This window comes from Pseudomonas sp. NFPP24 (assembly GCF_900112095.1).
GTDB lineage: Bacteria > Pseudomonadota > Gammaproteobacteria > Pseudomonadales > Pseudomonadaceae > Aquipseudomonas > Aquipseudomonas extremorientalis.
In genome coordinates this window covers 168,852-182,880 of the sequence record NZ_FOKD01000008.1, presented here as the reverse complement: position 1 = coordinate 182,880, position 14,029 = coordinate 168,852, and the positions used below count along the sequence as shown (strand labels likewise).

The window sequence follows — 14,029 nt, the reverse complement described above, 5'->3', positions numbered from 1 at the left end:
TATCGTTGTCAGGCCGAAGGCTGGAAATACCCCGCCAAGGCCCGCAAGTCCTGCTCGCTCAGCAACCCCGCGTAATACTTCAGCTGAATCCTCGCCAGCAGATAGGCATGTCGCGCATTCGCCAAATCGCGGCGGGCGGTGAAGAGTTGTTGTTCTGCGTCGAGCACGTCGAGGTTGACCCGCTCACCGCCGGCCACACTCTTTTTCGTCGCAGCGACTAAAGCCGTCGCAGAGCTGACGGCCATTTCATAAGCACGCACTTTGGCCGCGCCGCTGGTGTTGAGGTTGAACTGTTTGCGCAACTCCACCAGCGTGGCCGAGGTTTGCGCGTCCAGCTCGTACTGGGCTTGAGACAGCTGGTTCGCCGCCTGCCGCGTGGAGGCCGATACGCCGCCACCGGCAAACAGCGGCAGGCTGACCTGGATGCCGACCGTGTTGGTGTCGTACTTCTGGTTGTAGCTGCTCTCCGAGTCGGAGCGGGTCTGGCGGCTGGTGGCGTACAGGCTGACCTTGGGCAGGTGCCCGGCGCGTTTGCGTTCCACTTCATAGGCGGCCACGTCCAGGGCGTGGTGCTGGGATTGGAGTTCCGGGTTGTTGGCCATGGCCAGTTCGCGCCAGGTTTCGAAACGGTTGGGTTCCAGCGGCGGGATCTCGAATTGGCGCGTCAGTGGCGCCAGTTCTTCGATCTGCAACGGTTGGCCGACGATGGCTTCCAACTCGCGCAGGGCGCTGTCCTGGGCATCCTGGGATTCGATCTCTTCGGCCTGGGCCAGGCTCAGGCGCGCCTGGGTTTCCAGCATATCGGTACGCGTGCCTTCGCCACCTTTGAGCAGGCGGTCATTGAGTTGCAGGCGCTCGGCATACGCACGTTTCTGTGCGCGGCTCAGCTCGATTCGCTCCTGGGCCAATAAAGCCTGGCTGTAGGCGTTGAACACCCGCACCGCCAGCTCCTGGCTCTTGCCGCGAAAGCGTTCATCGGCCATCAACGCCTGGGCGGTGCCCTGGCGAAAGCGCGCGTAGGCCTCGTAATCCAGCAGCGGTTGTTGCAAGGTCAGGGTCGACGCGTAACTGCGGTAGTCACGGTCACTGGTGACATCACCCGCCGTCACTTCGGATTCGTTGCGCGAGTTGTTGTAGCTCCACGATAGGTTCGGCAACAGCGCCGCGCGGCCGATCACGCGGTTTTCTTCACCGGCTTCACGCGCCTGGATCGCGGCCTGAAAGGTCGGGTCATTGCGCAGGGCCAGGTCGTAGGCATCCAGCAAACCCAAGGCGTGCGCCGAGGTACACCCCAAACACAAGGTAAACAGCAGCGCCTTCATTCTTCCACCAGCGCCATGTGGGTGCGATCCATCAACGGTTTGAACAGGTAGTTGAGCATCGAGCGCTCCCCGGTCTTGACGAAGGTTTCCACCGGCATGCCCGGACGGATCTGCACGCCGTCCAGTTGCTGCATGCCCGCCGCGCTGACCTGGGCACGCAGCGTGTAATACGGCTCGTCGGTGCGCTCATCGACCTGGCGGTCCGCCGAAACCAGCGTCACCTCACCGGCCACCCGTGGCGTGGTGGATTGGTTGAACGCCGAGAACATCAACTCCACCGGCAAGCCCGGATGCACTTTGTCGACCATCTGCACCGGCACCCGCGCCTCCACCAGCAAGGGCTCGCCCTGGGGCACGATGTCCATCAACGCCTGGCCGGGCTTGATCACGCCACCTTCGGTGTACACGTCCAACCCCACCACCACGCCCGACGCCGGCGCTCGCACCAGGCTGTTGGCCAGTTCGAACTCGGCCGAGGCCAGGCGATTGCGCAGGTCGTCGCTGCGGGTGCGGGTCTCGGCCAACTGGCCGCGCAGGTCTTTCTGGAAGTCTTCGCCAAGCTGGCGGATGCGCAGGCGCAGTTCCATCACCTGGCGCTGCAATTGGCCGATGCGCCCGTCGTCTTCGGCGATGGCGCCGTCAATCTGTGAGTACAGCCGCTCGCTGTCGAGCAGGCGGTTGCGCGGTATGTAACCGTCACGCGCCAACTCGCGCAGGCCTTGCAGTTGCTCATTCAACGCCGCCCGCTGCCGGACTTTGCTCGCTTGCGAATCCCGCGTGCCACGCAACTGCGCCTCGGCGCCGGCGATGGTTTCGCGCAGGCCTTGTTGCTCGGTGGCCAGTGCCTGGGCCCGGCTCTGGAACAGTTGCCGTTGCAGGTTCAGCGTGCCCGTCGCCTCGGGATCGTTGAGCAGCTCGGGGCCGAAGCGGATCGCCGCCAGCCCTTCGCTTTCGGCACTCAAGCGCGCCTCACTGGCCAGGGATGCCAGGTACTGGCTGCGCAGGGACTGCATCTGCCCGCGCAAAGGCGTTTCTTTCAAGCGCAGCAGGACCTGGCCGGCGCTGACCACATCACCGTCGCGCACCTCGATGCGCTCCACGATCCCCCCGGCCGGGTGCTGCACCGTCTTGCGATGGCCCGAGACCATGACCTTGCCCGGCACCGCAACACCCTTGTCCAACGGCGCCAACGCCGCCCAGCCAAGGAACCCGGCAAAACCGCCAAGCACCAGCAGCCAACCCAGGCGCGAATATTTTTTATCATCCAGCGCCAGCACATTGTTCGGCGCGTCACTGATCAACACGGGTTTGCTCTGGCTCATGCCTGTTTCCCTTCACCAAGGCGGTAACTCATGTTCAGGGTCGACACTGGCTTGCTCGCTGCCGGTTTCTGCCGTGCCTCCAACACGCGGGCCGTCGGCCCGAAGGCCTGCAACTGGCCGTCCTTGAGAATCAGCAACTGGTCCGTCAGGGTCAGTACGTTGGGCTTGTGGGTGATCAGGATCACCGTGCGGCGCTGTTGCTTGAGCTGGGCGATGGCCTGGAGCAGGGCCTGTTCGCCCACTTCGTCGAGGTTGGCGTTGGGCTCGTCCAGCACGATCAGCGCAGGCAGGCCGTACAGCGCACGCGCCAGGCCGACCCGCTGTTTCTGGCCACCGGACAGCCCGGCGCCGCCTTCGCCCAACGGCGTGTCGTAGCCTTGCGGCAGTTGCAGGATCAGCTCATGCACGCCGGCCATTTGTGCGGCGGCGAGGACCTTGTCCGCGTCGACCTCGGCAAACCGCGCGATGTTTTGCGCGATGCTGCCAGCGAACAGCTGGATGTCCTGCGGCAGGTAGCCAATGTGCGGGCCCAGTTGCTGCTTGTCCCACAGGGCCAGGTCGGCACCGTCCAGCCGCACCTTGCCGGCCAAGGGCGCCCAGGCGCCCACCAGGATCCGGGCCAGGGTGGATTTGCCGCAGCCTGACGGCCCGATCACCCCCAGTACCTCGCCCGCCGCCAGGCTGAAACCCAGGTTGGCCAGCGCCGGTCGGCGGCTGCCGGGGGCGCAGGCGCTGATTTGCTCGACGCTCAGTTGGCCCTTGGGCACCGGCAGGCTCATGCGTTCGGGCCGGGCCGGGTTGGCCTCCAGCATCTGTGACAGGCGATCAAACGCCAGGCGCGCCGAGCCCCACTGCTTCCACACGCCGATCAACTGGTCGATGGGGCTGAGCACGCGGCCCATGAGGATCGAACCGGCGATCATCATCCCCGGCGTGATGTCACCCTGCACCGCGAGCAACGCGCCCAGGCCCAGCACCAGCGACTGCAATGCCAGGCGCACGCCCTTGGACCAGGCGGTGACCGTCGCGGTCTTTTCACTGGCCAGGTTCTGCTGCGCCAGGAACGCCTGGTGCTGGCCGAACCAACGCGCGCGCAAGGTGGCGAGCATGCCCATGGCTTCGATGGTGTCGGCATTGCGCAGGTTAGCCGTGGCCTGCTGGCTGGCGCTGATCGACAGTTGGCTGGCCAGGGCCATCGGGGCCTGGCTGACGTGGTGGTTGACCCACGCCAGCACGATCAACAGCACTGCGCCGACCAGCGCCAACAGCCCGAGCCAGGGGTGGAACAGAAAGATCACCAACAGGTACACCGGAAACCACGGCGCATCGAAAAACGCGAACAACGCCTGGCCGGTGGCGAACTGACGCAGCGTGGTCAGGTCATGCAACGCCTGGCCGGCCGCCTGGGTGCCGCCCTTGAGTTGCGCTTCATACGCGGCGTCGTACACCCGCTGGTTCAAGCGCATGTCCATCTGCGTGCCGAGACGGATCACCACCTGGCTGCGCACCCACTCCAACGCGCCCATCAGGCCGAACAGGCCAAGGATCATCAGCGTCAGCATGAGCAGGGTCATCTGGTTGCCCGAAGCCAGCACCCGGTCGTACACCTGCAGCATGTACAGCGCCGGGGCGAGCATCAGCAGGTTGATCACCGCCGAGAACAGGCCGATGTTGAAGAAGCCACTTTTATAGGCCGTGAGGGCAGCCAGGGTTTCGTTGCCGGCGTGGCGCATCTGGGGATTCTCAAAGGGTTGAGCGGGCAGCGCCGTTGCGTTGACAGGCTGTACGACGCTGCGCAGAATTCGGCACCGCCGTCGCTGAAGAGATAGAAGGCTTGGGCGACGGCGGTGTGTCATGCGGCGAATGGGAGAGCGATCTTCCATTCGCTTTTTTGCTTAAGCGGCCAGCGCGAAGTCTTGAGGCACGTCTTGTACGCCCACCAGCGCCACGTCGGAGGCGGCGACAGCAGCCGAGTCCACATGCGCCACACCGGCAGCGGCCAGTTGGTCGAACGTCGAGTTGATCGACAGACTTGGGTCGATGTCCTTGAGCAGGGAGTCGATCGCCGTCGCCAGTGCCGAGCTGTCGCCGCTCATCAGGCCGTAGACGATTTTGTGCACCTGGCCGTCGCGGCCTTCGGACTGCAGGCTCGAAAGGCCCAGGTTGGCGAAGCTGACTTCCTGCTCGGCGAGGGCGTAGCTACCGCCGGCAGCGCCGCCCGTCAGAATGGTGCCCAGGTCCAGCGAGTCGATCGAACCCCACAAGGTGTGCGACGGCGGGTTGAACAAGGTGTAATGCAGGTCGCCGTTGGCCACCACCGCGGCATCGCTGACGGTGCTCGACACGCCATATTGGGTGCCGTCGAACGGGCCAGGATTGAAACCACCGGTGTTCGAACCCTCTTTGACCGACCCTTCACGGTGGTTCAGGTCACCAAAGTAAGCCGACCAGTCGCTCAGGTACTCGGCAACGGTGTTCGCGGCGAAGGCGGTGCTGTATGAAATAGAAATGCTCATGCAAAACTCCAAGTCATGGGGTGGTATCTCCGCAGCAAGCCAGTGCCTGCTGTGGTTTTGCCCGTCACTGGGCAAAATCGGTCAGAACTGATATTCAACGGTGCCCTGCAAGGTGCGCCCACGCCCGAGGGTGAAGGCCAGTACGTCGCCCAGCGGCACCAGGTAGGCGCGGTCGGTGACGTTTTCCATGGCCAGGCGCAGGGTCAACTGCTCGGTGGCGCGGTAGCTGCTGTAGAGGTCATAGACGGTGTAGGGCTTCCAGTCGGCCGGGTAGACGCCGGTTTGCGAGGTGGTCACGCCGGCGCCACCTTTGACGTAGTAACCGCCGCTGTAGCGCGCACGAACCCCCACATCCAACTTGCGCTCGAACAAGCGTGCGCCCAGCGTCGCGGTGCCGCGGTCCATCGGCATGTGTTCGGAGGAACCCAGGATCGCGCTGCAGCTCTGACCCGCATTGGCCACGTCGTCCGGCACCATCGCGTCTACCGGCGCTCGGCTGCCCGGCCCCTTCTGGATCTTGGTGACACCACCCAGCCACGCGGTCTTGCTGCAGAACGTATTACTGCCGAGCATCCGCGTGTAGTTGAACTGGCCGTAGGCGAACCCGGCGTCGTAATCCAGCTGGTACTCGAGGCCGCGAAAACGGGTGGTTTCAAGGTTGTTCACATACGCCGCATTGCCGATATTGGCGATGCCATAACCGGGCGGCTGCACCCCCAGGGCCATATAGGAAAAGTCATCCACGCGGGTGTTGAAGTAGGACACCTTCATGCCCACGCGGTCCTCGGCGAACAGCAGGTCTTCCTTGAGCACGTTGAAGCCGACCTCCCAGGCCGTGGACGTCTCGGGCTTCAAGTACGGGTTGGGGAAAATCGACTCCGAACCGCCGCCGTGGGGCCGGCCGCTGACCAGTGTTTCGGTGACGGCCGGAGGGCGCCAGCCCTTGCCGTACGTGGCGAACAGTTGCAGCCAATCCACGCCGGGCTTGACTGACAGGCCGAAGGTCGGCGAGAAGTGCCCCTCTTCCCGATCCACGTCATAAGTCATGGGCAAGCCGATTTGTCGCGTGGTGCCGATGATGAAGGTACGGGTGTTCAGGCCGGTTTCGCCGCGCAGCCGATAGCGGTCGTAACGCAACCCGGCATTGAGGTTCAGCCAGTTGTCGTAGTCGTAGTCCAGGCGCGCGAACAGGCTGCCCATCGCCCGGTCACCTCTGGGCGTGATGCTTTCCGCCGCCGAGGCCGTCACCGCCGAATCGGCGGCCACCATTTGATTGGAATCCGGCCGGACCTTGTCGTAGAAAAACTCCAGGCCGTAGTTGGCCTTGATTACCGACAGCTCGCTCAAGGCGAAGGTCGAAATGTTCTGCGCCTGCAAACCATAGGTGTTGGTCTGGTAGGTAACGTCGTAGCCCTTGCTGCTGCCACGGGTCAGTGTGGTCTGGTCATTGCGGGTGTCGACGTAGTAGAGCTTGGCCTTGAAATCGATCAGCGGGTTGTCCGGCGTGTAGCTGTAGTCCAGTGCGAAGTTCTGCGCCGTGACATTGCTGCTGCCGAGCTTCTCCCAGAGCTGGGCCTTTTCGGCGGTCATCATGTTGACGTCGTCGTAGTCGACCTCGGTGGTCAGGTAGCTCAATTGCAGACGCTGATCCACCGGCAGGTTCAGACCCAGCTTGAGCAGGCGCGAACGCATCACCGAGCCGGTGTACTCGACGGTGGAGTTTTTGATCCGGTCTCCACTGGCCGGCAGGAAAGAACTGCCGGTGCGCAACTCGCCGATGCTGCCCCGGGTGCCGGGTTTGTAGTCGCCGAGATGACGTTCACTGGCAGCCACCAACATGTCCCACACATCGGTGCCCACGGCAAACGCCGAACTGCCGATAAAATGCGTGCCGTTGCTGCGCCCACCCAGCCCGGTGGTCAAGCGGATGCGCCCACCGATTTCCTTGCCGCCCTTGAGCAGGTCGGCGGCTTCCACGGTGCGAAAATTGGCCACACCACCGATCACCCCGGCGCCGCCCATCGTGGACGTGGCGCCCTTTTCGATCACCACCTCCGACAGCAATTCCGGGTCGACATACAGCGTGCCATTGCGTTGCTGGTGGCCACTTTGCTGGTAGTTCTGGCGCATGCCGTCCACCGACATGTTGACCCGGCCGTAGTCCTGGATGCCGCGAATATTCACCGACAAACCGGGGTCTTGCTGGCTGACCGCCGAGTAGACGCCCGGCGCCTCTTCGAGCATCTCGGCGGCATGCCGTGGTGGGTTGCGATCCAGTTGCTCACGCCCGACCACACTCACCGACCGTGGCGATGAATACACCCAGTCGTTGGGGTGCAGGCCGGTGATCGTGGTGGTCGCCAGTGCCAACGCGGCGCCGCTCTGCTCGACGCGGGTCAGGGTGACTTGGCGTTCGCCATTGAAGCGATACTCCACCGGCGCATTCCCCAACAGACGCGCCAAACCTTCCTGCACGCTGTATTGCCCTCTCACGGCCGTGCTCTGCAAACCGGCCAGGCGCTGGCTGTCGAACAGCACTTGCAGGCCGGCCTGGTCGGCGAATGCCAGCACAGCACTGCCCAGGGACTGCGCGGGGATATCCAGCATCAGCACCGCAGGGCGTGCAGCATTCGCCTGAGACTGAGCAGCGAATACCGGAGCCACAGCGGCGAACAGGCCCAAGTGGATGGCCAGGGCTAACCGGCTTGCGGTGATACGCCCCTTGTTGAGTGCTGACATTTCTGTTGTTCCCTGCGCTGAGCGTTTTCTTGTTTATGCGAATGCTTCTCACCTAGCAAGACGTGCGACGCGCAGGAAGTCAGTAAGGTTTTTTGAAAGTTTTTCAGGAAGGGGGATTTCAGGCGGTGGGAGCAGGCTCCCACCGGGTCATCAATAGATCAGGCTGAGGCCAGCCAGGTCCAGGCGTTGCACCTGCAGTTCCTGGGTCAGCGTGGCAAGGGCGGTGTCGAGCATGTCGAGGCGGAACACGCCGCTGACTTCACGCTCGCCGAGGGCCGAGTCAGTCAACACCACGCGCCCGGGACGGTAGCGGTTGAGTTGTTCGATGACATTGGCCAACGGCTGGCGATCAAAGATCAACACACCGCGTCGCCAACTGGTGGCGCGCGCGACGTCGAGTTGATCCAAAGGCACGATGCCTTCCTGAGTGCTGTAGCGTACGGCCTGGCCTTGTTTGACCACTTTGTCGGCCGGGCCTTTTTTCGGGATGGCTTGCAGCGTGACCTCGACACTGTGTTCCAACACCCCGGTCCACGCCTGGCTGTCGCCCTCGCGCTCCACCACAAACTTCGTGCCCAGCGCCCGGGTCTGCCCGCCGGCGCTCTGCACCACGAACGGTCGGGTTTCCTCGCCCACCTTCGGTGCCACATCAAAGATCGCCGAGCCCTGCAGCAGGCTGATGCGGCGTTGCACACTGTCGTAATCCAGGCGGATGGCACTGGCGGAATCCAGCTCGACCTTGCTGCCATCGGCCAGGTGCACGGTGCGCACTTCGCCTTTCTCGGTGATGTAGTCGGCCTGCATGTGCAGCAACAAGTCCGGACCACGCACCCAGCCGACACCGGCTACCACCACGACCAGCGCGACGGCCGCCGCACGTTGCCATGGCCGGCGCCGCCTGGTCCCGCGCGCAGGCTGCGTCGCCGTCGACGGGCGCTGGCGGTTCACCGGCGGTTCCTTGTACACCTCGCCCAGTGCCGCCCAGGTCTGTTCGGCAAAACGCAATGCCGCTTCGTGGCGGCTGTCGCAGGCGATCCAATGCCGCAATTCGGCCTGCTCCTGTTCGGTCAGGGCACCGGCGTGCAGGCGCACCGCCCACTCGGCGGCCGCCTCGGTAATGCTGTGCTGCTGCGGACCCTGGCTATTCACGTGTGAATCTCGAATTTTTCGTTATATAACGCTGTGACGAGTGAACGGGCGTTTTTCGGTAATTCATTCGTCGGATGGTGCCCTCTCGCCTTCCTGCAAGCGTTGCATCACGTAGGCCAACGCTTTGGCCAGGTGCTTTTGGACGCAGCTGTCAGAGATGTCCAGGTGCCGGGCGACCTGGGCGTGGGTCATGCCTTCGATGCGGTTGAGGCGGAAAATCTGCTGGGTGCGCTCCGGCAACTCCGCCAGTGCCTGCTTCAATGCCTGTCGCTGTTGCTGCGCCATTGCCTGAACCTCCAACCCAGCCACGTCATCTTCAATCTCGGCCAGCGCCTCATGGGGCACGGAGTCAGTCTTGCGCCGCGCTTCCTGGCGAATATGGTCGATCAGCAGATTGCTTGCCGTTCGATAGAGATAGCCCTGGGAGTTGTCGATGCGCTCGCCCGCCGGCTTTTCCGCCAGGCGCAGGAAGCTCTCCTGCACCAGGTCTGCGGCCAACTGCGGGTCCCGTACCTTGCGCGCCAGATACCCGCGCAAGGCATCGGCATGCTTGAGAAACAGGCCTTTGAGATCCACGTCCGACAAACCGACTCCCTGGAATGTTAAGGAAACAGGCGGGCATCTTAAGCGTTGTCGAGAATGATTTTCAATTGATATCTAATCTGATCCGCCTTTATGAACGGCCTGATTAACGGTTCGATAATCGAACACATACGCCGCCATCAATTGACCAAATTAACCATTCAGTACATTTTATCTGCACAACTAACAAGAATTGTGGAGAACACCCCATGCCGCCTATCGTGCTGGTGCTCAACGGTCCCAATCTCAACCTGCTCGGCACCCGCGAGCCCGCTACCTACGGCCATGAAACCCTGGCCGATGTCGCGGCCTTGTGCGGCCGCAGCGCTGAACAGCTGGGCCTGAAAATCGAATTCCGCCAGACCAATCATGAAGGCGAACTGCTCGACTGGATCCACGGCGCCCGCGCCCGCTGCGCCGGGATCGTGATCAACCCGGCGGCCTGGACCCACACCTCGGTGGCGATCCGTGATGCGCTGGTGGCCAGTGAAGTGCCGGTGATCGAAGTGCATCTCTCCAACGTGCATGCCCGCGAAGCGTTCCGTCATCACTCCTTTGTGTCACCCATCGCGAAGGCCGTGCTCGCAGGGTTCGGCAGCCACGGCTACCACTTGGCGCTGGAACACTTCAGCCAGTTGCTCAAAGGATCGGCCCGATGAAAACACGCATCCTCGCCGGCCTGATCGGCGCTGGCATCCAGGCTTCCCGCACGCCCGCGCTGCATGAACAGGAAGGCGATGCCCAAGGTTTGCGCTACTTGTACCGCCTGATCGACCTTGAGCCCCGGCAGTTGGGCATCGACGCCTTGCCCGATCTGCTGCGCGCCGCCGAGCTCATGGGCTTTACCGGGCTGAACATTACCTACCCGTGCAAGCAGGCTATCCTACCGCTGCTCGATGAACTCTCCGACGAGGCCCATGGCATTGGCGCGGTCAACACAGTGGTGTTCAAGGACGGCAAGCGCATCGGCCACAACACCGATTGCCTGGGATTTGCCGAAGGGTTCCGGCGCAACTTGAGTGATGTCGCCCGCCAACGCGTGGTGCAGATGGGCGCCGGCGGTGCAGGTGCCGCAGTGGCCCATGCGCTGCTGGCCGAGGGAGTGCAACAGTTGAGTATTTTCGATGTGGACCCCGCCCGTGCCCGCGACCTGGTGGAGAACCTCACGCTACGTTTCGGCCCAGGGCGCGCCCAAGTGGGCAACCACGTAGAAAACGCCGTGGCCGAGGCCGATGGGCTGGTGAACACCACGCCGATGGGCATGGCCAAGCTGCCCGGCACACCGGTGCCCGCCGCTTTGCTAAGGGCAGACCTGTGGGTGGCGGAAATCGTGTATTTCCCGCTGGAAACCGAACTGCTGCGCGATGCCCGCGCATTGGGCTGTCGCACCCTGGATGGCGGCAACATGGCGGTGTTTCAGGCGGTGAAGGCGTTTGAGCTGTTCTGTGGGGAAGTGCCGGATGCGCAGCGCATGCTGGCGCACTTCAAGAGCATGAATACCTGACTGAGTTGGAATAAAAATCCAAATGTGGGAGGGGGCTTGCCCCCGATAGCGGTGGATCAGCCAGCTTATCTGTAGCTGACCCACTGTCATCGGGGGCAAGCCCCCTCCCACATTTTGAATGCATTCCAACCTGAGACTTCAGGCCTGGAGGTAACGCATCACCGAATCACAAATCATGTCCCGATGCCGCTGTTTAACCGCCTCATCCGACAGGTCGATCTGAAAAATCTCACTGAAGGTATGGCGGTTGGACACCCGGTAAAAGCTGAACGAGTTGATCAGCAGGTGCACGTCCAACGGTTCCAGCCCTTCCCGGAACAAGCCCAGCTCGGCGCCACGGCGCAAGGTCTCCCCCAACCCTTCAAGGATCTTGCTGTTCATCGCCTTGATGGTGTCTGTGCGCTTCACGTACTCGGCATTGTGGATATTTTCGATGCTGACAATGCGCACAAAATCCACATTCTGGTCATGGTGATCAAAGGTGAACTCCACCAGCCGCCGGATCGCTTCACGCGGCTCCAGGGCCGTGAGGTTCATGCGGGTCTCGGTGTTGCGGATGTCGCCGTAGAGTTTCTCCAGCACCTCGACGTACAACTGCTCCTTGCTGCCGAAGTAGTAATAGATCATGCGCTTGGAGGTGTGGATACGCTCGGCGATCGCGTCCACGCGAGCGCCGGAAAGGCCCTGCTGGACAAACTCGACGATGGCTTCCTGGAGTATGTTTTCGCGGGTCTTTTCCGGATTGTTCTTACGACTCTTGCGAGGTGCCTCGGTGGTCATGGTGCGCTCACGGCCAGTGTTATGCAGGCCGTGATTATGGGCCGCGACGCTCCCCGAAAGAAAGCACCGCAACCGTCGTTATAAACGTGCCTGGCGCACCGCACCGCTGCGCGATTTGGCCATGGCGGCCAGGCGCACCGCCACGTTGGCCGCACCGTAGCCGGCATAACCGTTCTTGCGCTGGATGATCTCGAAGAAAAACCGCCCTTCGAAGGGTTCGGTGTAGACGTGAAACAACTCGCCGCCCTGGGTATCGCGGTCGTACAGCACGTTGTAGTACGCCAGCTCACTGAGGAACTCATCGTCGAAATCGAAACGCGCCGCCAGGTCGTCGTAGTAGTTGAGCGGGATATCCAGCAGCGGCACACCGGCCTCCTTGGCGCGGCGCACTTCGGCAAAGATATCCGCGCAGTCGAAGGCGATATGGTGCACACCCGAGCCGCGATAGCTCGACAGCGCGTGGGAAATCGCCGTGTTGCGGTTCTCGGAGATGTTCAGCGGCAGACGGATCGAGCTGCAACGGCTGCGCAGCGCGCGGCTTTTCACCAGGCCGTAAGGGTCGGGCAGTACCACTTCGTCATCGGCTTCGAAATCCAGCAGGCTCTTGTAGAACAGCACCCAGCTGTCGAGGCTGTCGGCTGGCAGGGCCATGGCCATATGGTCGATACGCAGCAAGCCGCCGCTGGATGACACGCCGGGCTGCAGGTTGAAGTCGGTGTCGTACAGCCCGCCTTCACTCTCATCCACCAGGTAAATCAGGCTGCCATCCGGCGCACGTACCGCCGCCAGCTCCAGCTCATTCGGCCCGACCAGGCCGCGATACGGCTGGCCTTTGTACGCCACCGCCCGCTCCAGGGCCTTGGCGCTGTCCTTGACCCGAATCGCGGTGGCACACAGCGACGGCCCGTGGGCCTCGAAAAAGTTGTGGGCAAACGAATAGGGTTCGCAGTTGAGGATCAGGTTGATATCGCCCTGGCGCAACAGGCTCACGCTCTTGGAGCGATGCTGCCCGGCCTTGACGAACCCCAGGCGTTCCAGCCAGTGGGTGAGCTTGGCGCCAAGGCTCTCGTCCACGGCAAATTCAAGGAACTCGATGCCGTCGTATTCGCTGGCAGGCGGGGTATCAAACAGAATCTCGACCGGTTGCGTCGGCGCTTCCTGCTTCAGGCGTTCGCGGGTTTTCTCTTCGAGGTACAGCAGGGAGCGCAGGCCATCCGCCGCATTCGCACGGGTGGGCGCGGCGCGGAAGCCGTCGTTGAAAATTTCCAGGGACAGCGGCCCGGTGTAGCCGCTCTTGATGATCGGCCCGAGGAACCCAGCCAGGTCGAATTCGCCTTGGCCGGGGAAGCAACGGAAGTGCCGACTCCACTCCAGCACGTCCATGGCCAGGATCGGCGCGTCGGCCATTTGTACGAAGAAGATCTTGTCGCCGGGGATCTCGGCGATGGCGCTCGGGTCGCCCTTGAGGGACAGGGTATGAAAGCTGTCGAGCAATACACCAAGGCTCGGGTGATCGACCTGACGCACCAGGTTCCACACCTGTTGCCAGGTATTTACATGCTTGCCCCAGGCCAGCGCTTCATAGCCAATGCGCAAGCCACGACGGCCGGCGTGTTCGGCGAGCAGGCCGAGGTCATCGAGCAGAATGCGCTCGTCGCCCACGCAATCGGCGGAGGCATTGCTGCACACCAGCACCAGGTCGGTGCCCAGTTCCTGCATCAAGTCGAATTTGCGCTCGGCGCGCTCCAGGTTACGTGCAAGGCGGTCTCGACGGCAGCCTTCAAAATCGCGAAACGGCTGGAACAAGGTGATGGCAATGCCCAGGTCGGCACACATTTGCCTCACTTCACGGGGGCTGCCATCGTAATACAACAGATCGTTTTCGAAGATTTCTACGCCATCGAACCCGGCGGCCGCGATGGCTTCGAGTTTCTCCGGCAGGGTTCCGCTCAAGGAAACGGTGGCAATAGAGCGTTGCATGGGCGACTCCCGGCATTTAAGGCGCGTCTTATTTACGGCAAATTATTGGCCGCTAAACTGTTCACAGCAATTAAAATGTACGAACCGGTTAGTTTTTGGTGCGATTATCGAACACAAAGCCGTTTGGCGAATTGA

11 protein-coding genes are annotated in these 14,029 nt (G+C 62.6%); 2 read left to right on the top strand and 9 right to left on the bottom strand.

The genetic code is table 11. The features are described from left to right. Window positions 1-8: 8 nt before the first annotated feature. The 7 genes from BM026_RS18880 to BM026_RS18850 all read right to left on the bottom strand — a co-directional run bounded on the left by BM026_RS18880 (window position 9) and on the right by BM026_RS18850 (window position 9,633). Window positions 9-1,322: a TolC family outer membrane protein gene (locus BM026_RS18880; protein ID WP_093529681.1), complete on the bottom strand. Its 1,314-nt coding sequence runs from the start codon at window positions 1,320-1,322 to the stop codon at window positions 9-11. After that, a complete protein-coding gene (locus BM026_RS18875; RefSeq protein WP_093529679.1) occupies window positions 1,319-2,644 on the bottom strand; it encodes an HlyD family type I secretion periplasmic adaptor subunit in 1,326 nt (441 codons plus the stop codon). Before BM026_RS18875 ends, BM026_RS18880 begins: the two co-directional genes overlap by 4 nt. Then, the gene (locus BM026_RS18870) at window positions 2,641-4,377 is read right to left on the bottom strand and encodes a type I secretion system permease/ATPase (RefSeq protein ID WP_093529677.1); all 1,737 of its coding nucleotides are present in this window, start codon (window positions 4,375-4,377) and stop codon (window positions 2,641-2,643) included. Before BM026_RS18870 ends, BM026_RS18875 begins: the two co-directional genes overlap by 4 nt. A gap of 162 nt (window positions 4,378-4,539) precedes the next feature. Continuing rightward, complete coding sequence (locus tag BM026_RS18865) at window positions 4,540-5,160, bottom strand: heme acquisition protein HasA (RefSeq protein ID WP_093529675.1); 621 nt, start codon at window positions 5,158-5,160, stop codon at window positions 4,540-4,542. Window positions 5,161-5,241: 81 nt separating this feature from the next. After that, window positions 5,242-7,899 carry a TonB-dependent receptor gene (locus BM026_RS18860; protein ID WP_093529673.1) on the bottom strand — a complete coding sequence of 886 codons (2,658 nt, stop codon included), beginning with the start codon at window positions 7,897-7,899 and terminating at the stop codon, window positions 5,242-5,244. Window positions 7,900-8,049: 150 nt separating this feature from the next. After that, entirely contained in the window at window positions 8,050-9,048 is a 999-nt protein-coding gene (locus tag BM026_RS18855) for a FecR family protein (protein ID WP_093529671.1), read from the bottom strand. Window positions 9,049-9,111: 63 nt separating this feature from the next. Beyond that, a complete protein-coding gene (locus tag BM026_RS18850; protein ID WP_092248238.1) occupies window positions 9,112-9,633 on the bottom strand; it encodes an RNA polymerase sigma factor in 522 nt (173 codons plus the stop codon). Between the two features lie 206 nt (window positions 9,634-9,839). On the opposite strand from BM026_RS18850, the gene aroQ reads away from it, so the two are divergent. Together aroQ and BM026_RS18840 are read left to right on the top strand one after the other, a co-directional pair. Continuing rightward, complete coding sequence (aroQ, locus tag BM026_RS18845; protein WP_010206717.1) at window positions 9,840-10,289, top strand: type II 3-dehydroquinate dehydratase; 450 nt, start codon at window positions 9,840-9,842, stop codon at window positions 10,287-10,289. Continuing rightward, a complete protein-coding gene (locus tag BM026_RS18840; RefSeq protein WP_092248235.1) occupies window positions 10,286-11,134 on the top strand; it encodes a shikimate dehydrogenase in 849 nt (282 codons plus the stop codon). Before aroQ ends, BM026_RS18840 begins: the two co-directional genes overlap by 4 nt. Before the next feature lie 138 nt (window positions 11,135-11,272). Here BM026_RS18840 and BM026_RS18835 read toward each other — a convergent pair whose 3' ends face one another. Continuing rightward, window positions 11,273-11,914: a TetR/AcrR family transcriptional regulator gene (locus BM026_RS18835; protein WP_033897904.1), complete on the bottom strand. Its 642-nt coding sequence runs from the start codon at window positions 11,912-11,914 to the stop codon at window positions 11,273-11,275. A gap of 78 nt (window positions 11,915-11,992) precedes the next feature. Continuing rightward, window positions 11,993-13,894, bottom strand: a complete 1,902-nt coding sequence (quiC, locus tag BM026_RS18830; RefSeq protein WP_093514359.1) for a 3-dehydroshikimate dehydratase QuiC — start codon at window positions 13,892-13,894, stop codon at window positions 11,993-11,995. Window positions 13,895-14,029: the final 135 nt, after the last annotated feature.

What these genes read in the sequence shown, in the direction of transcription:
- BM026_RS18840 (WP_092248235.1), top strand. Translation starts at nt 10,286, where the DNA reads ATGAAAACACGCATCCTCGCCGGCCTGATCGGCGCTGGCATCCAGGCT.
- BM026_RS18835 (WP_033897904.1), bottom strand. Translation starts at nt 11,914, where the DNA reads ATGACCACCGAGGCACCTCGCAAGAGTCGTAAGAACAATCCGGAAAAG.
- BM026_RS18865 (WP_093529675.1), bottom strand. Translation starts at nt 5,160, where the DNA reads ATGAGCATTTCTATTTCATACAGCACCGCCTTCGCCGCGAACACCGTT.
- quiC (WP_093514359.1), bottom strand. Translation starts at nt 13,894, where the DNA reads ATGCAACGCTCTATTGCCACCGTTTCCTTGAGCGGAACCCTGCCGGAG.
- BM026_RS18875 (WP_093529679.1), bottom strand. Translation starts at nt 2,644, where the DNA reads ATGAGCCAGAGCAAACCCGTGTTGATCAGTGACGCGCCGAACAATGTG.
- BM026_RS18880 (WP_093529681.1), bottom strand. Translation starts at nt 1,322, where the DNA reads ATGAAGGCGCTGCTGTTTACCTTGTGTTTGGGGTGTACCTCGGCGCAC.
- BM026_RS18860 (WP_093529673.1), bottom strand. Translation starts at nt 7,899, where the DNA reads ATGTCAGCACTCAACAAGGGGCGTATCACCGCAAGCCGGTTAGCCCTG.
- aroQ (WP_010206717.1), top strand. Translation starts at nt 9,840, where the DNA reads ATGCCGCCTATCGTGCTGGTGCTCAACGGTCCCAATCTCAACCTGCTC.
- BM026_RS18870 (WP_093529677.1), bottom strand. Translation starts at nt 4,377, where the DNA reads ATGCGCCACGCCGGCAACGAAACCCTGGCTGCCCTCACGGCCTATAAA.